The following is a 19,628-nucleotide window of genomic DNA, read 5'->3' as shown; positions in this document are numbered from 1 at the left end:
AAAACCAAAGGTTTGTTTTGGCGCGCTTCGCGCGCAACCAAATCCTTTTTGGTTCTCTGTGGTGAACCCTCTTTCTTGGTTCTCGCTTACGGCTCCAGAAGCTCGATCTGTTCCGGGTAGGCGACCTCGATCATCGGGCCGTTGTAGGAATCGAGCCAGCCGCGCACGCGCAGGAGTCGGCCCTCGAGGCTGGCCGGCGCGAGCCCGCTCTCTTCGAAGCGCTTGAGCGCGGCCCGGTCCAGGCTGACCGTGAAGTCGGTCTTCCAGTCTTCGCCGAAGTTGAGGTAGCCACGCCGCCTGATCACCGCGGCGGAGAGCACCCGGCCCTCGACGATCTGGAAGCTGCCGATATAGCGGTCCGTTTCTTCCGGGCCGATCACCGCGAAGCCGCGGTAGGCCCAGAGGCCGCGTCCCTCCCGGCGGGCCGCGTCCTCGATCGCCAGCAGCTCCGGCCAGGCCCGGCCGTTCTCCGGCAGGCCGCGCACCCGGGCGAGCCCCTTCTCGAGCAGCGCGGCCTGGAGCCAGACCTCGCGCCCGCCCGGTCCGGGGACGCGGGCCTGGGCCAGCAGCTGGCCGTAGCGGTTCCTCGGCCGCCGGTCGAACTCCAGGCTGAGCGGCTTGTCGGCCGCCAGGCTCGCGAGCAGCCGCCGCGCCGCCTCGGCCAGCCGGTCGCTGCCCGCTGGCTGCGGCGCCGCGACGGCGGCCAGCTTGAGTTCCCGGCCGTCGGCGAGGCGCAGGGTGTCGCCGCTCATGACCTCGGCGACCCGCGGCGGCTCCTCCGTGCCGGTCGTTCCGTCGGCCGGCTGTTCGCCGGCAAGCAGAAAGCTTGCCGGCAGGACGCCCGCCAGTAGGACGCAGGCGGCGGCGCTCAGGCGCGCTCCCGAAACCATCCCAGGCTCTCGCCGGTCGGACCCGCCGCGACGTACTCCGCGCCGACCCAGCCGCCGTAGCCCAGGCGGTCGATCGCGTCGAACACGGCGGACAGGTTGATCTCGCCGCTGCCGGGCGCGCCGCGGCCCGGGTTGTCGGCGAACTGGATGTGGGCGATTCGCGGCAGGTTCTCCTCCAGGCCGCGTATCAGGTCGCCCTCCATGACCTGCCGGTGATAGAGGTCGAACTGCAGCCGCAGGTTCCCGTGCCCCGCCCGCGCGATCGCCGCCAGGGCCTCGTCCGTGGTCTGCAGCAGGAAGCCCGGGTTGTCGCGGCCGTTGAGCGCCTCGACCATGACCGTGATCCCCTCGGCCGCGCAGCGCTCGGCGGCGTGGCGCAGGTTGGCGGCGAGGACCTCGGCGCAGTCGCTCGGCGTCAGCCCGCGCGGGGTCGTGCCGGCCAGCACGTTGACCCGGCGGCAGTCAAGCGCCCGGCAGTAGGCGACCGCCTCCTCGACACCCTCCCTGAACTCCGCCTCGCGGCCGGGCAGACCCGCGGTCCCGGCCTCGCCCGCCGCCAGGTCGCCGGCCGGGACGTTGATCAGCACGACCTCGACGCCGGCGGCCCGCGCCCGCGCCGCCACGGCCTCGGCCGGGTGGTCGTAGGGGAACTGCAGGTCGACCGCGCGGAAGCCCAGGTCGGCCGCCGCCGCGAAGCGGTCGAGGAAGGGATGTTCCGGCAGCATGAAGCTGGCGTTGATCGAAAAACGTGGCATGTCGTCCCCGGTGCTGGCCGCGCGCCTCGGGCTGCGCTAAGAGGGTGCCGCCGCCGCCGCGCCGGCGCAAGGATGTAAGGCCCCGCACCATGACTGCCTTCGAGCTCTACCCCGCGATCGAGCCCTACGAGACCGGCGTGCTCGAGCCCGCGCCGCCGCACCGGCTGTACTGGGAGGTCTCGGGCAACCCCGAGGGTCGGCCCGTGGTCTTCCTGCACGGCGGGCCGGGCGCGGGCGCCTCGGCCGACCACCGCCGCTTCTTCGATCCCGAACGCTACCGCATCGTGATCTTCGACCAGCGCGGTGCCGGCCGCTCGACCCCGCTGGGCGCGCTGGCCGCGAACACCACGGCCGACCTGGTCGGCGACATCGAGCTGCTGCGCGAGACGCTCGGCATCGCGCGCTGGCTGGTGTTCGGCGGCTCCTGGGGCTCGACCCTGGCGCTGGCCTACGCCCAGGCCCACCCGGAGCGGGTGACCGGCCTGGTCCTGCGCGGCATCTTCCTCGGCCGGCCCCAGGAGATCGACTGGTTCCTGCACGGCATGGGCCGTTTCTTCCCCGACGTCTGGCGGCCCTTCGCCGGGCACCTGCCCGAGGCCGAACGCGGCGACCTCCTGGGCAATTACCACAGGCGCCTCACCGACCCCGACCCGGAGGTCCACCTGCCGGCGGCGCGCGCCTGGAGCGCCTATGAGGGCGCCTGTTCCACACTGCTGCCCAGCCCGGAGACCGTGGCCGCCTTCACCGACGACGGGATGGCGCTCGGCCTCGCGCGCATCGAGGCGCACTACTTCGTCAACCGCCTGTTCCTGGAAGAGGGCGCGCTGCTCGCCGGCGTCGAGACGATCCGCGACATCCCGGCGGTCATCGTCCAGGGCCGCTACGACATGGTCTGCCCGACGGCGACCGCCGACGCGCTGCACCAGGCCTGGCCCGAGGCCAACTACCAGGTGATCCCCGAGGCCGGCCACTCGGCCATGGAGCCCGGCATCCGCGCGGCCCTGGTCGCCGCCACCCGCAAGTTCGCGGCGGGCTAGGCGAGGGCGGCGCGTCCGCACACTCTTGGGTTCCATAGAGGATCGGCGTATAAGGGGCGCCCAAGCGGCCCCGTAGCTCAGTAGGATAGAGCGACGGATTCCTAATCCGAGGACCTGCGGTGGCCAAGTTGTTGTGGTAGTGAGTATATTGCGTCGAAGACCGCCGTGCGGACCGTGGCTGAGGACCGTGATGGCGGGGTGAGCGCCCGTAGCTCAGTCGGATAGAGCACTTGATTCCTAATCAAGGGGTCGGAGGTTCGAGTCCTCCCGGGCGCGCCAAACTCTCCGTTGTGTCCGGCCCGGAGACATAGGTAACACCTTGTACCGGAGACATGGGTTACACCTTCGGGCCGAAGGGCTTTGTTCGACAGTTTGCAGTGATCTCTGCTCCAGGTCGATGTATCCCAAGTCGCAACGGCTCGCCAGGGTCAGGATCAAAGCTGTAGCGCGACGCGGTCTTACGACCGCACGTCCTTGTCACTCACACACCCGGCCCTTCGCCTCGCCGCCGTGGCGCGCCGCCTGGGCCAAACTGGCCAGGGTGGCCCGGAACTGGCGCTGGTCCAGCGCGTTGGGCACCACGGTGACTTCGACCGTGCCCACGGTCTCGGCGATCGCCTTTGCGGCCTCGGCGTAGCGGGGCTCGTGGTCGGCCGAGAGCAGCACGCTGGCCTTGCGCTCCTGGGCGCCCAGCCACTGGACCAGCTCGATGCCGTCGACCTCCATCATGAAGACCTGAAAGGCCACGATGTCGGGCTGGTAATGGGGGTAGAGGGCCATGAACTCCTGCGGGCTCTCGGCGATCCGGACTTCCAGGCCGCTTTCGGCCGCGGCCTGGCGCACCCGGCGCGCAAAGGAGGGCGGCCAGTCGATGGCCAGAAGTTTCTGCTTGGACATTCCAGTTCTCGCAATAGGCAGGGCGGGACAGCCGCGGCGCGCGGCTCCGGCCGGTTGAAAGATCGGGTAAAAATCGGGTTCCTCAGCCGCTCCGGCTCTCAGCGCCGGCGGCCGTTCTGGGACGAGAATTGGGGGCCGCCAGGCGGGCCCGCTTGACCAATGGCGTCAAAAGCTTGACAGCCGGTGCCTGCTGTTCAAGGCTTCGTCCCATAAACAGCGCGTTTGATTGGCGAATTTCCGCTGACGAGACGAGCCTTGCCACTCGAGCCGAAGATACTCGCCGCGGCAGGTTCCGGAATCCTTGCGGCCCTCGAACGGGCCGGCGTGCCGCCGGCGCCGCTCCTGAACCAGGCCGGGCTCCCGCCCGAGGCCTTCCGCGACCCCTCGAACAGGATCCCGCTCCGGCGCTTCGTCCGCCTGCTGGAGCTGGCGGCCCGAGAGACCGGCGACCCCTGCTTCGGCCTGCACCACGGCGCCGCCTACCATCTTTCCGAGGCGGGGGTGCTCGGCTATGCCATGTTGAGCGCACCGACCGTCGGTGCCGCGGCCGTCAACCTGACCCGCTTCATCCGCATGCAGGTCGACCGCCTCGAGGTCGCGCTGGAGCAGGACGAAGCGCAGGCCCGGCTCGGCTTCCGCCTCACGGACGCCAAGATCACCGCGCGCCGGCAGTACAACGAGCGCCTCCTCGCGCTCGCCTTCAACGCCTTTCGGGACACCACGGGCACCCGCTGGTTTCCCGAGGCGGTCTGCTTCGAGCACGAGGCGCCGGACGACGACTCCGAGCACCGACGCTTCTTCGGCGCGCCGCTCCGCTTCGGCCAGGCCTCGAACCAGCTGGTATTCGAGCGCGGCTTTCTGGACCGCCCCCTGAAGACCGCCGATCCCCGGCTGTTCCAAGCCCTCGTGCCCCAGATCGAGACCCAGCTCCAGGCGGTCCCGCAGGGCGACGGGCTTGCCGCCGAGATACAGGAGCTGCTGGCGGCCTCGCTCAAGGACGGACGGCCGAGCTTGGCCCGGGTCGCGAACGAGCTGGGGCTCGGCACCCGCACGCTGCAGCGCCGCCTCAAGGAACGGGACATCGCGTTCTGGGACCTGGTCGAGGGCACCCGGCGGCAACTGGCCGAAAGCTATTTGGACGAGGGGCGGCTGACCATCTCAGAAGTCGCCTACCTGCTCGGCTATTCCGAGCTCAGCGCCTTCTCGCGCGCCTACCGCCGCTGGACCGGGGCGGCGCCGGTCGACAGCCGCCAGAAGCCGCAGCCTTCGGCCCCTGGCTCGGGCTGAAGATAAGGCCGCGGCGGCAATCCCGACCTGTCAGGCTGCGGCTTTACCTGGAACCATCTGGATCCCTGGCTAGCAAACTGGGCTCGGATAGCGGCAGCTTGGACCTGTGAAAATGTGAGAAAAGCCACAGCTTGGGCTATTGGTTTGCACCAACATGGGACCTTTACCTGAAGAATTCTGATGTTTGCCGATATGACCCAAAAACACTTCGCCTGTTTTACTCCTCTCCTGATGGGGCTCGTCGCGTCAGTCGTGGCCGGTTGCGCGGAGAACAAACCCTACCGAACGAATGGCAAGATGCCGTGCACCGAAGGCTGCATGGGTGCGACCATCGAGGAGCATCACAACGCCGGTGACAGTGAAGTCTACGACCTCGCGTTCGTCGAGTTCACCGAACGCGGGAATGTGTTCGATCGAGACCGCTTGAAGCTGGTCCTGGACCATGTGCGTGAGTCAGCCAACCCGAGACCGACGGATCCCTACGAGGGCGTCATGGTGGTCGTGTTTGTGCATGGCTGGAAGCACAATGCATCCCCGGAGGATGAAAACGTCGAGCAATTCCGCAACCTCCTCAGAAAGGCCGCGCGGCTGGGCTCAGAGCAGCACCGAGAAAGAAAACTGGCAAAGCGACCGCGCAAGCTGATCGGCATCTATGTCGGCTGGCGTGGTTCATCGATCACACTGCCCGTGGTCGAGGAGCTCACATTCTGGGACCGAAAGAATGTTGCGGAGAAGATCGGCAAGGGTGGCGTGACCGAACTGCTGATACAACTCGAACAGATCTTGATCGGGCGGGAAGACCGCAAGAAAGAGGTCAATCGAAATCTCTACTTGGTCGTGGGCCACAGCTTTGGCGGCGCAATCGTATTGTCGGCCATAAACGAGGTTTTGTTGGAAAGGGTCATTTCAGCGGAGCCTGCGAAAGATTCGAAGGAAGGCTGCGTCGTGAGCCGGCCGTTCGGGCATGGTGTCGCGCTGTTGAACGCAGCCATGGAAGCAAACGAGGTGTACCAGTTGAAAGAGGTGGTCTCCGGCAGGTGCTACCCGAAGAACCAGGATCGCCTCATGCACGTGATCACCTCGGATGGCGATAAGGCAACCAGATCATATTTCAGGACAGGACAGCGGCTCGGCATGCTGACCTGGAAAGACGCCGAACTCAAACGCGTGCACGCCGTGCACGAGGAAGAAATGACTACGACAGCCGTCGGCCACTACTTGCCGTTCCAGACCGGCCAGTTGTGCGGCAAAAAATCAAAACGCCCCGAGTGCCAGACGCTTGGCCGCCCTGACAAATGCTTTCGCGTTTCACCGGACGGTGAGCTCTTTTACATCTCCTATGTCGAGGGCCCTGAATGCATACCCGAAAGAGATAAGCTGAACCATTTCAAGGTCGGCCCGTACGAGCCGCTAGCCTTCGTGCAGACCGATAGCACGTTCATCAAGCATCACAACGACGTGTTCACGGATTATGTGGCGGCCTATCTGGCGGCAATCCTGGCCGAAGCACGCCACAAGAGGGGAGAAAACATCGAGTCGATGCAAGACGACGCGATTCTCAAAGAGTGCGCAGTCAAGGATTACAAGTTCGGCGACTGCCTGAATGCTTACAAGAAGGCGTTCACCGACATCGAGCTCGACCCGCCGAAACCTGAAGGCCCTGAATCAGGAGCCGCCAACTAGCCAATCCGGACCAAATCGCGGTCCCCGGCGTTTACGGAACGTTGAGCACCTTGGGGTCGGCCATGTTCCTCTCGGCGATCAACGGTCTGGAAGACGAGGCCGCCCGGCAGGAGGTGGTCCGCCTGGGCTTCAGGCCCGAGTAGGCCGCTCCATCGCCGCCGCGCCAGGCAATCGACGCCCGCCCTGCCGCACGCAGACGTCCTTGAATTGCGCTTCGGAACGCGCTTCCCTTGCAACCCTGCATGGATGCGTGACCACGACCAGGGCCGGTAGGAAGGGGGGCCTTATTCCATGGCATGGCGCTTCGATTATCGCCATTTGGGGCTGATCCTGTTCCCGATCGGCGCCATGCTTCTCACTCTCGGGCTGCTCTACCGGGCGCAGCCGGGCCGTCTCGCCGAAACGGCTTGGGCCGGGCTCGAACCCCAGGCCAAACTCGCCGAGTTGATCGCGGGGCACTACCTCTATCTCGCGGCCGTGCTGGCGGTGACGACCCTGTGCATCCCCGTGACCTACTTCGCGCTCCGTCAGATCTTTTCACGCACGCGCGGCACGCAACGTCTCGTGGTCCTCGGCATTGTCGCGACGGCGGCTCTCGCTCTGATCTTCTCGTTGCACGGCGATCTGCTGCAGCTCTGCCTCTTCTCGTCGCTCGGCAACGAGGTGGGCAACCTTCCGGCCTTCCGGGCGATCGGCGTGGACCTGATCGCGGGCACGCTCGGCCGGGTCGAGTTCCCCGCGCGCAGCATCGGGATCTGCGGCCTCGGCCCGGACGCGCCGCTGACCGCCGCCCAGTGGCTGCGCCTTCATGTCGAATTGGGGAACTTCCTCCCGCTCCTGGCGCAGTGCTCCCTGGTCGCAGCCCTTTGCACGGTTCTTGCCGAGCCGGACGTACCGCCGCCCAGCATCGAGGCCGATCGCCAGGTTCTGGTTGACGGCCTGAACGAACAGCTGCGGGCACTCAATCACATCCTCTACGCTGCCACCGCCTTGATGATCGTGGGCATCATCACGATGCACCTCTGGATGCGTCTGCCCGGCCTCGTGCTCGACGGCACCGCCGTCAACACCGTTGCCAAGCAGGCCCTTTCCGTTCTCACCTACTACGCCGTCGGCTTCTGCGCGATCCTGCTGTCGATCTATCTGCCGACGGCGCTGCAACTGCAGCAGCGGGCGAAAAGCCTCGCCGGACCGATCGGCCAGCTTTCGGCCCGGCGCGACCCGGGGGACTGGCTGAAGCAGCAGGGCTTCACCCTGGATCTCAGGTCCCAAGCCGGACAGGTGCTGGCCGTCATCGGGCCGCTGCTTGCCGGCCCCTTGCCGCTGTTCCTCGAGGCGCTCTTGACCGGCGGACCGGCCTGAGCGCGCGCCTCAGTCGAGCGTCGCCAGCGCCGCCTCCCGCGCCTAGTCGAGCACCGCCCTGGCCGCGCCCTTCGGCGGCGGCAACACCGCTGTTGAAGAGGCGCTCTTCCTTGCCAATATCGAGATCCAAGTGTCTTGGCGCGGAACGTTTCCTGACGGGACTCGCGGAGAAGGCTCCGTCGTCACCCCTGCAGTACACAGCCTAAAGCAAGGAGAAGATCCATGAGCACGAACGTCGTGAGCCAGCCGATCCCCGTGACCGACGCCGATTTCGACTCGACCCTCGACCGGGAGGGCCCCGTCCTGGTCGATTTCTGGGCGCCCTGGTGCGGCCCCTGCAAGGCGATCGCCCCGTTGCTGGAGGAGCTCGCCGCCGACTACGGCGAGGCCGCGACCATCGCCAAGGTCAACGTCGACGAGAACCAGGAGAAGGCCGCCGCCTACGGCGTGCGGGCAATCCCCACCCTGGTCCTCTTCAAGGACGGCAAGGCGGTCCAGACTCTGGTCGGCGTCCAGGGCAAGGCCGCGCTCAAGGCCGCCATCGACGCCCATCTTTCGTGAAGCCCTTCTGAGCGGCGGCCCGCTAACGGCCGCCGCCGCTATTCGACCGCCAAAGAGCTTCCGAGCCCTTGATCACGGTCATCCTTCGACGAGCTCAGGATGAGGGTGAGTACCTGAAACATTTCGCCCTCACCCTGAGCTCGTCGAAGGGTGATGGTGCCGGCTAAGCACTCTTTCAGCCGCCGTTCTGACAGCACGGCCCGCTAATGGCTGCCGCCCCTCACTCCATCACCAGCACCTTGGCGCCTCTGACCGGTTGGCGCTTCAGCGCGACCAGGGCCTCGTTGGCCCGCTCCAGGGGATAGGTCTCGACCTCGGGGCGGATCGGGATCTCGGCGGCGATCTTCAGGAAGGCCTCGATGTCCGCGTGGGTCACGTTGGCGACCGACTTGATCTCCTTCTCCAGCCAGAGGTGCGCCGGGTAGCTGAGCCGCAGCAGCTCGGCCTTGTCGCCCTCCTCCTTGCGGATCGCGTTGATCACCAGGCGGCCGCCGGGCGCGAGGCTGGCGAGCGCTTCGACCACCGGCTTCCAGGCCGGCGTGGTGTCGATGATCGCGTCGAGCGATTCCGGCGGGCAGTCCTCGGTCGCGCCGGCCCAGGCGGCGCCCAGCTCGAGCGCGAACTCGCGGGCCGCCTTGTCGCGGGCGAAGACGTGGACCCGGCAGTCCGGATCGAGGTGGCGGGCGAGCTGCAGCACCAGGTGGGCCGAGCCGCCGAAGCCGGTCAAGCCGAGGCGCCCGCCCGGCGGCAGCCCGGCCAGGGTGTAGGACCGGTAGCCGACCGCCCCGGCGCAGAGCAGCGGCGCCGCCTCGGCGTCGGCGAAGACCTCGGGGATCGGTGCGGCATAGGCCTCGGGCACGGTCATGTACTCGGCGTAGCCGCCATCGACGTCGCGCCCCGTGGCGACGAAGGCCGCGCTCAGGTTCTCCTGGGACCCGCCCGAGGAGTGGTGGATCCAGCCGACGCCGACGCGCGCGCCCTCGGCGAAGCGCTCGGCGCCCGGCCCGCGTTTCTCGACCCGGCCGATCACCTCGTGGCCCGGCACCACCGGCAGGCGGGGCGGCGCCGTGCGGCCCTCGATCTCGTCGAGTTCGGTGTGGCAGACGCCGCAGGCCAGAACCTTCAGGCGCACCTCGCGCGGCCCCGGCTCGGGCCGGGGGATCTCTGCCAGTGTCAGCGGCGTGTCGCAGTCGTCCAGCGACACGATCCGCTCCAGCAGCATGGCCTTCATGGTCGCGCCCATGCGACGAGCCTATCCGGCGGCGCGCCCACCGCCATGACTCAGGTCATGAGCCTTCGCCTTCCCGTGGCCGGGTCTTGGCAAGATCTGGTCCCGCCGACGCTGTCTCGCGTCGTCGCAGCACTTCCGGCATTCCTCTTGATCTCTCCGCGGACCCACGGTGCCCGGAGCAGGTCTGCCGTGTCTTTAGGGCTTCGCGCAGCGCGGCAGAGGGCCCGCGCGCCCCGGTAAACGCCCTATTCGGCGCGATCGCCCTAGTCGGCTTTCTCGGCGGTCTTTTTTTCGGCCGCTTCCTTGGCCAGGCGCAGGGCCTTTAGCTTGGCGATCTGCGCGTCGGATTCCTGCTCGGCCTTTTCTTTTTGTTTCCGATACTCATCGGACTTCTTCTGTGATGCGGCGAACATCTGTTCGGCCTTCGCTCTCGCTGATTTCCGCATAGTGATGTCCTCGGGTTTGGCTTCTCGCTTCCCTCCTAGAGCAGATCCGTGTTTGAGGAATCGCCACGGGCGATCCATCAACCCGGTGAATCTGCTCTAAACCTTGGATGTAGAGCGGATTCACATGTTTAGTTGGAAACCACGTAGGGGTTCCATCTAAAGATGATCCGCTCTAGCGTCCGGCACGCGCGGCAGGCGCAACCCTTCCCCGGTTCGCCGCCGTTTCCACGGGCCCGCAAGAACCCGCCCATTTTGCCGTTCCTCGCCCGCGGCGCGAGGGAAATCCGGATGACGGTCTGGCCTACGTCGCGGCGCCGCCTCCGGTTGTGGCCGGAGGCGGCGGCCCTCACGCTTAGTCGATCAGGGAAAGGTTCTCGGCCGAAGACTTGCCGTTACGACCCGGCTGGAGCTCGTAGGAGACCTTCTGCCCTTCGGCGAGCGAACTCAGGCCGGCGCGTTCGACGGCCGAAATGTGCACGAAGGCGTCGCTGCCTCCATCTTCCGGTTGGATGAAGCCGAAACCCTTGACCGGGTTGAACCACTTAACAGTACCAGTAGCCATTCTTCTATCTTCCTCTAACAGGGGTTGCGGGCGCGGCCGCGAGATGGCGCTGCGCTCCGGTTTCACGTCCACATTGTCAGGGGATCACTAAGCTAATCGGCGTACCGGTCGTTTAGGTAGCACCAAACAAATGCAACGTCTGGGCAAGATGGGCCATTTCTCCGAGAAGTCAACAAGCTGCCCCAAGCGCCGGCCGCGGCTCTACTGCGCATCGCGCAATGCAATCAAGGCAGGACGCACGCGTCCTCTCGCTTCTTGTAGGGCTTCTCGCACTCCCAGCCGTTTCCTGAGAAATCGAGATAGGCGTTCTCCGGCAAGCTCAGGACGACGCAGGCGCCTTCGAGGGCACGATATCCGCGATTACATTTCCATCTGGGACCTAGCTTGGACTTCACCAGGTAGCAATTGTTCGGGACAGACCTTGGATTTGAGAAGCCCGCGTGAACCAACGCCGCAATTGACGCGCCGGCCCCGGCCCAGCCATTGTTCGGGGGTCGAGCGAGGGGTTGGGAATGAGCGAGGGGTCGAGGCCGAACGGCGTGCCGGAACAGGCCGAGGTGGTGGTGATCGGCGGCGGCGTCGCCGGGGTTTCCACCGCCTATTTTCTGGCCAAGCGGGGCTTGCCGGTGGTGCTCTGCGAGAAGGGCCGGATCGCCGGCGAGCAGTCCTCGCGCAATTGGGGCTGGGTGCGCAAGCAGGGCCGCGACCCGCGCGAGCTGCCGGCGATCATCGAGAGCCTCCGGATCTGGGAAGGGCTGGAGGCGGAGATCGGGGCCGACCTCGGCTGGCACCAGGGCGGTGTCACTTATTTGGCCGAGAGCGAGAAGGAGATGGCCGGCTTCGAGTCCTGGCTCGAGCACGCCCGGCAGTACCAGCTCGACAGTCGCATCCTCTCGCCCGAGGAGACCGACGAGCTGCTCGGCCAGGAAGGCCGCAGGTGGGCCGGCGCGCTCCACACGGCGAGCGACGGCCGGGCCGAGCCGGGCAAGGCGGTGCCGGCCCTCGCCGAGGCCGCCGAGCGCCTCGGCGTGACGATCCTGACCGACTGCGCGGTCCGCACCCTCGAGACCGAGGCCGGCCGCGTCTCCCGCGTGGTCACCGAGAAGGGCCCGATCGCCTGCAAGGCCGTGGTCTGCGCCGCCGGGGCCTGGACCAGCCTGTTCAGCCGCAACCTCGGCCTCGACCTGCCCCAGCTCAAGGTGCGCGCCTCGGTGCAGCGCAGCAAGCCCGCGCCGCTGGTGACCGAGAGCGCCTTTTCCTGCGGTGAGGTGGCGCTGCGCCGGCGCCAGGACGGCGGCTACTCCATCGCCCAGAGCAGCGTCCACACCTACGAGATCGTGCCCGACTCCTTCCGCTACTTCCGCCAGTTCCTGCCGGCGGTGCGCGAGACCTGGCGCACCACCAAGTTCCGGGTCACCGGCTCCTTCCTTGAGGAGCTCTCCTGGCGGCGCGGCTGGAAGGCCGACGAGGTCAGCCCCTTCGAGCGCCACCGGGTGCTCGACCCCGAGCCCGACCACGCCCTGCTCGACAAGGTCATGGCGGCGGCCAAGCGCCACTTTCCGCAGCTCGCCGGCCTCGAGGTCGCCGAGCGCTGGGCCGGCATGATCGAGACCACGCCCGACGCGATCCCGGTGATGGGACAGGTCGACGGCATCGAGGGCTACTACCTGCTGACCGGGCTCTCGGGCCACGGCTTCGGCATGGGGCCGGGGGCCGGGATGCTGCTGTCGGAGCTGATCGTCGACGGCCGCGCCCGCGTCGACCTGGAGCCTTTCCGCTTCTCGCGCTTCACCGACGGCTCGAAGCTCGAGCTCTACACCATGCTCTAGGCGCTCGCCGAATGGCCCGGATCGATCTCGCCGCGCGGCTCGACCCGCAGATGGCCGCGGCGCTCGGCAAGAGCCAGGACCTCGCGCCGGGCCTCACGGCGATCCCCGACCTCCCGATCCCGGAGCTGCGCCGGCTCTATGCCGAGGAGCGGCGCTTCTGGAATGCGGACCGGCCCGAAGTGGCGCGGGTGTTCGAGGACAAGCTGCCCGGCCCCGCGGGCGACATCCCGATCCGGATCTACCACCCGAGCGAACGGACCGACCTGCCGGCGCTGATCTTCCTGCACGGCGGCGGCTGGATCATGGGCAGCCTGGACACCCACGACAAGATCATGCGCGTCCTGGCCCTGGAGTCGGGCTTCGCCGTGGTCGGCGTCGACTATTCCCTCGCGCCGGAGCACAGGTTCCCCACGGCGCTGGACGAGACGCTGGCGGTGGTCGGAGCCTGCGCCACGCTCGGCGGCGATTGGGGGCTCGATCCCGCGCGCCTGGCGGTCGGCGGGGATTCGGCCGGCGCCAACCTCAGCCTCGCCGCGCTCTTCGAATGCCGCGACCGGGGCCCCACGCTCTCCGCCGGCCTGCTCTACTACGGCGCCTACGGGCTCCAGGATTCGGCCTCGCGCCGGCTCTACGGCGGGCCAGAGGACGGGCTCTCAACGCGCGACCTCGACTACTACCGCGACTGCCTGGTGCGCTCGCCGGCCGACCGGGCGGACCCGCGGATCGACCTGCTCACCCGGGACCCGGCGGGCCTGCCGCCGCTCTTCATCGGCGCCGCCGCGCTAGACCCGCTGCTCGACGACAGCCGCGCCCTGGCGGAGCTCGCCGCGGCGGCCGGCGTGCCCCACGACCTCACGGTCTATCCCGGGGTGCTGCACGGCTTCCTGCACCTCAGCCGCATGGTCGACCTGGCGCGCAGCGCGCTGGAGGATGGCGCCCGCTGGCTGTCGTCCCAACTCGCCCCCTAGAGCAGATCCGGGTTTGACTGAATCGCCATAGGCGATCCATCAAACCCGGTGAATCTGCTCTAAACCTATGTCGTAGAGCGGATTCACATGTTTAGTTGGAGACCACGAAGTGGTTCCATCTAAACATGATCCGCTCTAGTTGGCGTATGATGGGCAGGAAGCAGCTTCGGCTGCGCCAAGAAGATCGTTGTCAGAGAGGAGGACCTCGTCATGACGATCTACATCATGCTGGCCAACTGGACCGAGCAGGGCGCCAAGAACGTGCGGGACTCGCCGCGTCGCCTCGACGCCGCGAAGAGCGCGCTGGAGGAGGTCGGCGGCCGCTTCCAGTCCTTCTTCATGACCATGGGCGACTACGACATGATCGCGGTCTACGAGGCGCCCGACGACGCCGTGGCGGCGCGCTTCACCCTGCAGCTGGCGCAGCAGGGTTTCGTCAAGACGCGCACGCTGAAGGCCTTCCCGGAGGCCGCCTATCGGGAGATCGTCGCGTCGCTGGCCTGACTCCAGGCCGCTGGCGCCGGTTCGCCGGAAGCGGCCTTCGCCGCAGTCCGATTGTGAGGTCGCATGCCGCCGCGTGACTGGGCGCTGGCCTTCATGGTGCCGCTGATCTGGGGCCTCGGCGTTACCTTCGCCAAGGCCGGGCTGGACGAGTTCCCGCCGCTCTTCCTCATGGGGCTGCGCTTCTCGCTGACCGCCCTGATCCTGGTCTGGTTCGTCCCGATCCCGCGCGGCAAGCTGCGCGGAATCTTCTGGGTCGCGGCGGTCGGCGCGACCCTGCAGTACGGCCTGACCTTCACCGGGCTGCTGTTCCTCGACGCCTCGCTGGCGATCATCCTGATCCAGCTCGAGGTGCCCTTCGCCACCATGCTGGGCGCGCTGCTGCTGGGCGAGCGGCCCGGCCGGCAGCGCCTGGCCGGCATCGCAGTTGCCTTCGCCGGGGTCGCCCTGATTGCCGGCCAGCCGACGCTGCAGGGCCAGCTCTGGCCGATGCTGCTGGTGGTCGGCGGCGCCTTCACCTGGTCGGTCGCTCAGATCATGGTCAAGCGGCTCGGCGGCGGCATCGGGGGCTTCGCGCTGATCGCCTGGGTCGGCGTGTTCGGCGGTCCCCAGATGATCCTCGCCTCGCTGGTCCTGGAGAGCGGCCAGCTCGAGGCGATCCGGACCGCGACCTGGGTCGGCTGGGGCACGGTGGTCTACCTCGGCGTGGTGATGACCGCCCTGGGCTACGGCATCTGGTACCACGTGCTGGAGAAGCACCCGGTGGGCCAGGTCGCCCCGGTGCTGCTCACGCTGCCGGTCTTCACCATCCTCGGCAGCATGGCGCTGCTGGGCGAGCGGCTGCAGCCATCGGTCGCACTGGGCGGCGCGGTCGTGGTCGCCGGGGTCGCGATGATCGTGTTCAAGCGCGGCAGCATGGCGGCGAAGCCAGAGGGCGCGGCCGGCGGCTGAGCACGATCCGCGCGCGGCCCCGTTTCTGCAGCATTTTTCCTTCTTGGAACATTTTTGCGGCGACGTTTGTCCCGGCCGTGCCGACCTTGCCCTGGAAGTTGTCCTCTGGCATACGTCGCCGCGAGGTCGAACCTGGACCGGGACCCCCATGAGCAAGCCCAAGGTGATCGTCACCCGGCGCTGGCCGGAGGCGGTCGAACAGCGGATGAGCGAGCTGTTCGACGCCGAGTTCAACGCCGACGACCGGCCGATGGACCGCGCCGCGCTGAAGGCCGCCTTCGGCGGCGCCGACGCGGTCTTCGCCACGGTCAGCGACCGGATCGACGCGGCGGTGCTGGCAGGCCCGGTGCGCGCCCGCTTCCTCGGCAACTTCGGCGTCGGCGTCGAGCACATCGACATCCAGGCGGCCAAGGCGCGGGGCATCGTGGTCACCAACACCCCCGGCGTGCTGACCGACGCGACCGCTGATCTCACCATGACCCTGATCCTGATGGTGGCGCGCCGGGCCGCCGAGGGCGAGCGCCACGTCCGCGCGGGCGCCTGGACCGGCTGGCGGCCGACCCACATGATGGGCGCCCAGGTCGCCGGCAAGACGCTCGGCGTCATCGGCCTCGGCCGCGTCGGCAAGGCGGTCGCCCGCCGCGCCGGCGCCGGCTTCGGCATGCGCGTCTTGAGCTACGGCCGCAACATTCCCTCCTTCGAGGAGGCGCGCGCCGCCGGGGTCGAGCCCTGCGCCACCCTGGGCAAGCTGCTGGAGGAGTCGGACTTCGTCTCGCTGCACTGTCCCGGCGGGTCCGCGAACCGGCACATGATCAACGAAGAGTGCCTCCAGCGCATGAAGAAGACGGCCTACCTGATCAACACGGCGCGCGGCGACGTGGTCGACGAGCCGGCCCTGGTCCAGGCGCTGAAGAGAGGCGTGATCGCCGGCGCCGGGCTCGACGTCTACGAGAGCGAGCCCAGGGTCCCGCCCGAGCTGCTGGCCATGGACAACGTGGTCCTGCTGCCCCACCTGGGCAGCGCCACGATCGACACCCGGGTCGCCATGGGCATGAAGGTGGTCGAGAACGCCAGCGCCTTCTTCAGCGGCGGCTCGCCGCCGAACCGCATCGTCTAACGGCTCCAGACAGAACTGAGACCTTGATCACCGTCATCCTTCGACAGGCTCAGGATGAGGATAAGTACCTGCGATACAGCGTCCTCACCCTGAGCCTGTCGAAGGGTGATGGTGCCGGGCTGGGCACGTTTTCAGCAGCCTGTTAGGGCCCGCGCCATGTCCCCCTCGGCCGGTCCTCGGCGCATCCTCCGGGTCCTCAGGACGCCCAACTACAGGATCTACACCACCGGCTCCTCGGTCTCCCTGGTCGGCATGTGGATGCAGCGGGTCGCGGTCGGCTGGCTGGCCTGGGAGCTCACCGGCTCGGCCGCGTGGCTCGGGATCCTGGCCTTCGCCGAGCTCTGCCCGACCGTCGTCATCGCGCCCCTGGCCGGCGCGCTGGCCGACCGCCTTGACCGGCTCAAGGCGCTGCGGCTGGGGCAGAGCCTCATGTTCCTGCAGTCGCTGTCGCTTTTCTCGCTGACCGTCTCGGATCTCATAACGATCTGGTGGCTGCTCGCCCTCACGCTGTTCCACGGGATCGTCGTGGCCTTCAACCAGCCCAACCGCCTGGCGCTGGTTCCCAGCCTGGTGGCGCGCGACGACCTGCCGGCCGCGGTCGCGCTCAACTCGGTGATCTTCAACACGGCGCGCTTCGTCGGCCCGGCGGCGGCCGGCGTCGCCATCGTCTCCTATGGCGTCGAGGTCGCCTTCGCGGCCAAGACCCTGGCCTCGGCCTGGTTCATCCTGGCCCTGTTCCGCATCGTGCTGCCGCGGCCGGCGCGGGGCGGCGGCGGGGCGGCCGGCGCGCTCGCCGGGATCGCCGAGGGCCTGGGCTACGTCCGCCGCCACGGCGCGATCGCCCCGCTGCTCCTGCTGCTCGCCGCGGTCAGCGTCTGCGCACGGCCCTTCGTCGAGCTGCTGCCCGGCTTCGCCGACGCGGTCTTCGCGAGCGGCGCCCCGGGCCTCGCCATGATGACCGCGACCCTCGGGCTCGGCGCCATGGCGACGGGCCTGTGGCTGGCCGGCCGCGATCCGGCCCGGCCGCTGGCGCCCCTGGCGCTGGCCAGCCCGCTGGTCGGCGCGGTCGCGCTCATCGGCTTCGTCGCGGCGCCCAGCCTGGCCCTCGCCCTGCCGGCGCTGCTGCTGGCCGGCGCCGCCGCCGTGACCAGCGGCATCGCGACCCAGACCGTGCTCCAGCTCGCCGTCGACGGTCCGCTGCGCGGCCGGGTCATGGCGCTCTACGGGCTGATCTTTCGGGCCGGTCCGGGCTTGGGCGCGCTGATCATGGGCGGGGCCTCGGAGCTCCTAGGCCTGCGCCTGCCCGTCGCCGCGGGCGCGCTGCTGACGGTGCTGGCCTGGGCGCTGGTCTGGCGCCGGCGCGCCGCCGTGACGGCCGCCGCGCGGCGTGACGCTTAGAGCAGACCCGGGTCTGCTCTAACAAATTGATATCGAGCGGATTCACATGTTTTGCCGGAACCGCGAAGCGTTTCCGTCAAAACATGATCCGCTCTAGGTCCGCCGCCGCGGACGGTAGTTCCGCTGTCCGGTGATCAGGGTCCAGCTGACCAGCCGCTTGAGGACCTTGCCGAGGGCATCGTCGAAGGCGTCGATGATGTCGTCGAGCCGGTCCGCCGCGGCGGGCACGACCTGGTCGAAGTTCTGCGAGCCGACGATCCGGCGGCTCGGCATCTGGACCAGCTTGGCGTTGATGCCGACGTGGGCCGAGGGATTGCCGGAACCGTTGTAGTCGGCCTGGAACTCGCGGATCTCGGTCTTCAGGATGAAGTCGGCCCTGAGGCCGACCGACTCGCGTCCGACCGAGACGATCCGGCCCGAGTTCTCGAAGGACTCGATGATCAGCGTCTGGATCATGGCCGGCGCCCGGTCGGTCCAGTTCGCCCGCGCGTAGTACTTCAGCTGTTTCGGATTGGGCCAGAGCGCGATCCGCGGACTGTTCAGCCCTGCGTTGGCCAGCGGCGCCTCGAGCACGAGCTGCCATTCCACCGTGGGAACGCTCTCGTCGAAGGTGCTCTTCGGCGTCAGCCGATAGATCGTCGGCGGCGGGCCCTGGCCGGGCACGATCGTTTCGCAGGCGGCCGCCGCGCCGGCCGCGGGAACGACGGCCAGCGACTTGAGAAAGAGCCGGCGGGTGCGGAGAGCTTCACTCATTGATTGGTCTCGTAGCCTTGTTGTTGGTTGCCGAACAGGAAGCGGGCGGGATCGCGCTCGACCTGGCTGGTCACCCGGTTCAGGCCGAGCATCACTTCGCGCGCTTCGACGATCAGGTTGCTGAGCTCCAGCAGGCCGACCGAGGTGAACTCCTTGATCGGCTCGCGGTTCTCCACGAGCAGGGCCTCCATCTCGCCGAGGGCCGCGTTCGCCTGCTTGGCGGTCGCCTGCAGATCCTTGACCAGGACATTGAAGTCCTGCTCGACGCCGGCCACCGAGCCGTCGAGGGTTCCGGCGAGCTCACGCACCGCCGTCAGCGAGGACTCGGCCTCCTTGAACAGGGAATCGGTCTTGCGGTCGAGATTGCCGGCGAAGTTCTCCGCCGCGGCCGAGGCCTCGCGCAGGTTCTTCATGGTCGCCGAGGCGTCCGAGATCAGCGTCGCGATCTCCTGGTTCTGGTCAGCCACGGCGCCGGTCAAGGCTTCGACGTTCTCCAGGATCCGGCTCAGGTTGGCGGCGTTGTCCTCGTTGAGGATCCGGTTTGCGCGCGCCAGCAGCAGGTTGGCGCCCTCCAGCAGATCGGGCGCGCCGGCCAGGACCTGCTCGAGCGACGATTGGCGCGAGGGGATCTCGGGATAGCGCTGACCGCTCTTGGCGGTCAGCGCCGGCGCGTCCGCCGAGCCGCCGGACAGCAGCACGTAGAGCCCGCCGGTCAGGCCCTGGATCTCCAGGCTCGCCGTGGTGCCTTCGCGCACCGGCGTGTCGGCCTGCACCTCGATCGTCGTCTTGACCTGCCCCAGCATGACCTTGTCCAGGTGGAGATCGATCACCTCGCCGACCCTGACGCCGCTGAAGCGCACCGTGCTGCCGACCTGGAGGCCGGTCACCGAGCCCTCGAACAGGATGTCGTAGCGCGCGACCTCGGTGTCGAACTCGAACTTGGCGAGCCAGATGACGAAGCCCAGAAGCCCGGCGGAGAAGGCGAGCACGAAGCCGCCGACGAGTAGGTAGTTGGCGCGGGTTTCCATGATGTTCCGGCTCCTTGCCCGGGTGTCTTTGGGCCTACGATCCCGACGCCGCCGACACCTCGGCGGCGCGTCCGCGCGGCCCGCCGAAGTAGTCCTGGATCCAGGCGTCGGGCTCGCGCCTCAGGCTCTCGATGGTGCCGAGCTTGACCTTCTTGTTGATCAGGACGGCGAGACGGTCGCAGATGGCGTGCAGGCTGTCGAGGTCGTGGGTCACCATTACCACGGTCAGCTTCAGGGCACGCTGCAGCTCGGCGATCAGCTCGTCGAACTTGGCCGCGCCGATCGGGTCGAGCCCGGCGGTCGGCTCGTCGAGGAAGAGGATCTCCGGGTCGAGCGCCAGCGCCCGGGCCAGGCCGGCCCGCTTGCGCATGC

General features: G+C 68.1%; 20 protein-coding genes and 1 tRNA gene. 12 read left to right on the top strand and 9 right to left on the bottom strand.

Features of this window, described 5'->3' with window-relative positions:
* Positions 1-86 precede the first annotated feature (86 nt).
* Together QNJ67_17155 and QNJ67_17150 are read right to left on the bottom strand one after the other, a co-directional pair.
* Entirely contained in the window at positions 87-890 is an 804-nt protein-coding gene (locus QNJ67_17155) for a thermonuclease family protein (protein ID MDJ0610706.1), read from the bottom strand.
* Positions 869-1,645 (bottom strand): TIM barrel protein, encoded by a 777-nt coding sequence (locus tag QNJ67_17150; GenBank protein ID MDJ0610705.1) that lies wholly within the window; start codon positions 1,643-1,645, stop codon positions 869-871. Before QNJ67_17150 ends, QNJ67_17155 begins: the two co-directional genes overlap by 22 nt.
* A gap of 89 nt (positions 1,646-1,734) precedes the next feature.
* Here QNJ67_17150 and pip point away from each other — a divergent pair, with 89 nt between their 5' ends.
* Together pip and QNJ67_17140 are read left to right on the top strand one after the other, a co-directional pair.
* Complete coding sequence (gene pip, locus QNJ67_17145) at positions 1,735-2,682, top strand: prolyl aminopeptidase (GenBank protein MDJ0610704.1); 948 nt, start codon at positions 1,735-1,737, stop codon at positions 2,680-2,682.
* A 202-nt stretch (positions 2,683-2,884) separates the two neighbouring features.
* Positions 2,885-2,961 (top strand) — tRNA-Arg (locus tag QNJ67_17140).
* A 198-nt stretch (positions 2,962-3,159) separates the two neighbouring features.
* Here the strand turns inward: QNJ67_17140 and QNJ67_17135 are convergent.
* Complete coding sequence (locus tag QNJ67_17135) at positions 3,160-3,579, bottom strand: response regulator (protein ID MDJ0610703.1); 420 nt, start codon at positions 3,577-3,579, stop codon at positions 3,160-3,162.
* 255 nt (positions 3,580-3,834) lie between these two features.
* Here QNJ67_17135 and QNJ67_17130 point away from each other — a divergent pair, with 255 nt between their 5' ends.
* The 4 genes from QNJ67_17130 to trxA all read left to right on the top strand — a co-directional run bounded on the left by QNJ67_17130 (position 3,835) and on the right by trxA (position 8,472).
* Entirely contained in the window at positions 3,835-4,866 is a 1,032-nt protein-coding gene (locus QNJ67_17130) for an AraC family transcriptional regulator (protein MDJ0610702.1), read from the top strand.
* A 180-nt stretch (positions 4,867-5,046) separates the two neighbouring features.
* Positions 5,047-6,549, top strand: a complete 1,503-nt coding sequence (locus QNJ67_17125) for a hypothetical protein (protein MDJ0610701.1) — start codon at positions 5,047-5,049, stop codon at positions 6,547-6,549.
* Between the two features lie 291 nt (positions 6,550-6,840).
* Positions 6,841-7,911 (top strand): hypothetical protein, encoded by a 1,071-nt coding sequence (locus QNJ67_17120; GenBank protein ID MDJ0610700.1) that lies wholly within the window; start codon positions 6,841-6,843, stop codon positions 7,909-7,911.
* Between the two features lie 222 nt (positions 7,912-8,133).
* Positions 8,134-8,472: a thioredoxin gene (gene trxA / locus QNJ67_17115; protein ID MDJ0610699.1), complete on the top strand. Its 339-nt coding sequence runs from the start codon at positions 8,134-8,136 to the stop codon at positions 8,470-8,472.
* A gap of 220 nt (positions 8,473-8,692) precedes the next feature.
* Here trxA and QNJ67_17110 read toward each other — a convergent pair whose 3' ends face one another.
* From QNJ67_17110 to QNJ67_17100, 3 genes are all read right to left on the bottom strand, one after another.
* A complete protein-coding gene (locus QNJ67_17110) occupies positions 8,693-9,715 on the bottom strand; it encodes a zinc-dependent alcohol dehydrogenase family protein (GenBank protein MDJ0610698.1) in 1,023 nt (340 codons plus the stop codon).
* A 251-nt stretch (positions 9,716-9,966) separates the two neighbouring features.
* Positions 9,967-10,230, bottom strand: a complete 264-nt coding sequence (locus QNJ67_17105) for a hypothetical protein (GenBank protein ID MDJ0610697.1) — start codon at positions 10,228-10,230, stop codon at positions 9,967-9,969.
* 271 nt (positions 10,231-10,501) lie between these two features.
* Positions 10,502-10,711: a cold-shock protein gene (locus tag QNJ67_17100; protein MDJ0610696.1), complete on the bottom strand. Its 210-nt coding sequence runs from the start codon at positions 10,709-10,711 to the stop codon at positions 10,502-10,504.
* Positions 10,712-11,223: 512 nt separating this feature from the next.
* On the opposite strand from QNJ67_17100, the gene QNJ67_17095 reads away from it, so the two are divergent.
* From QNJ67_17095 to QNJ67_17070, 6 genes are all read left to right on the top strand, one after another.
* Positions 11,224-12,540 (top strand): FAD-binding oxidoreductase, encoded by a 1,317-nt coding sequence (locus tag QNJ67_17095; protein MDJ0610695.1) that lies wholly within the window; start codon positions 11,224-11,226, stop codon positions 12,538-12,540.
* Positions 12,541-12,551: 11 nt separating this feature from the next.
* The gene (locus tag QNJ67_17090) at positions 12,552-13,508 is read left to right on the top strand and encodes an alpha/beta hydrolase fold domain-containing protein (protein ID MDJ0610694.1); all 957 of its coding nucleotides are present in this window, start codon (positions 12,552-12,554) and stop codon (positions 13,506-13,508) included.
* Positions 13,509-13,718: 210 nt separating this feature from the next.
* Positions 13,719-14,012: a GYD domain-containing protein gene (locus QNJ67_17085; protein MDJ0610693.1), complete on the top strand. Its 294-nt coding sequence runs from the start codon at positions 13,719-13,721 to the stop codon at positions 14,010-14,012.
* 63 nt (positions 14,013-14,075) lie between these two features.
* Positions 14,076-14,960: an EamA family transporter gene (locus QNJ67_17080; protein MDJ0610692.1), complete on the top strand. Its 885-nt coding sequence runs from the start codon at positions 14,076-14,078 to the stop codon at positions 14,958-14,960.
* A 148-nt stretch (positions 14,961-15,108) separates the two neighbouring features.
* Positions 15,109-16,077, top strand: coding sequence for a D-glycerate dehydrogenase (locus QNJ67_17075; protein ID MDJ0610691.1), 969 nt, complete (start codon positions 15,109-15,111; stop codon positions 16,075-16,077).
* 156 nt (positions 16,078-16,233) lie between these two features.
* Entirely contained in the window at positions 16,234-17,475 is a 1,242-nt protein-coding gene (locus QNJ67_17070) for an MFS transporter (GenBank protein MDJ0610690.1), read from the top strand.
* A gap of 93 nt (positions 17,476-17,568) precedes the next feature.
* On the opposite strand, the gene QNJ67_17065 is transcribed toward QNJ67_17070, so the two are convergent.
* The 3 genes from QNJ67_17065 to QNJ67_17055 all read right to left on the bottom strand — a co-directional run.
* Positions 17,569-18,228: an ABC-type transport auxiliary lipoprotein family protein gene (locus tag QNJ67_17065; GenBank protein MDJ0610689.1), complete on the bottom strand. Its 660-nt coding sequence runs from the start codon at positions 18,226-18,228 to the stop codon at positions 17,569-17,571.
* Entirely contained in the window at positions 18,225-19,256 is a 1,032-nt protein-coding gene (locus QNJ67_17060; protein ID MDJ0610688.1) for an MlaD family protein, read from the bottom strand. Before QNJ67_17060 ends, QNJ67_17065 begins: the two co-directional genes overlap by 4 nt.
* Before the next feature lie 34 nt (positions 19,257-19,290).
* Positions 19,291-19,628, bottom strand: a 338-nt coding sequence (locus QNJ67_17055) for an ABC transporter ATP-binding protein (GenBank protein ID MDJ0610687.1), incomplete at its 5' end; no start/stop codon positions are given.

This window comes from Kiloniellales bacterium (genome assembly GCA_030064845.1).
Taxonomy (GTDB): Bacteria; Pseudomonadota; Alphaproteobacteria; order Kiloniellales; family JAKSDN01; genus JASJEC01.
The sequence above is the reverse complement of the archived record's forward strand: the minus strand, read 5'-3'. Positions and strand labels throughout refer to the sequence as shown.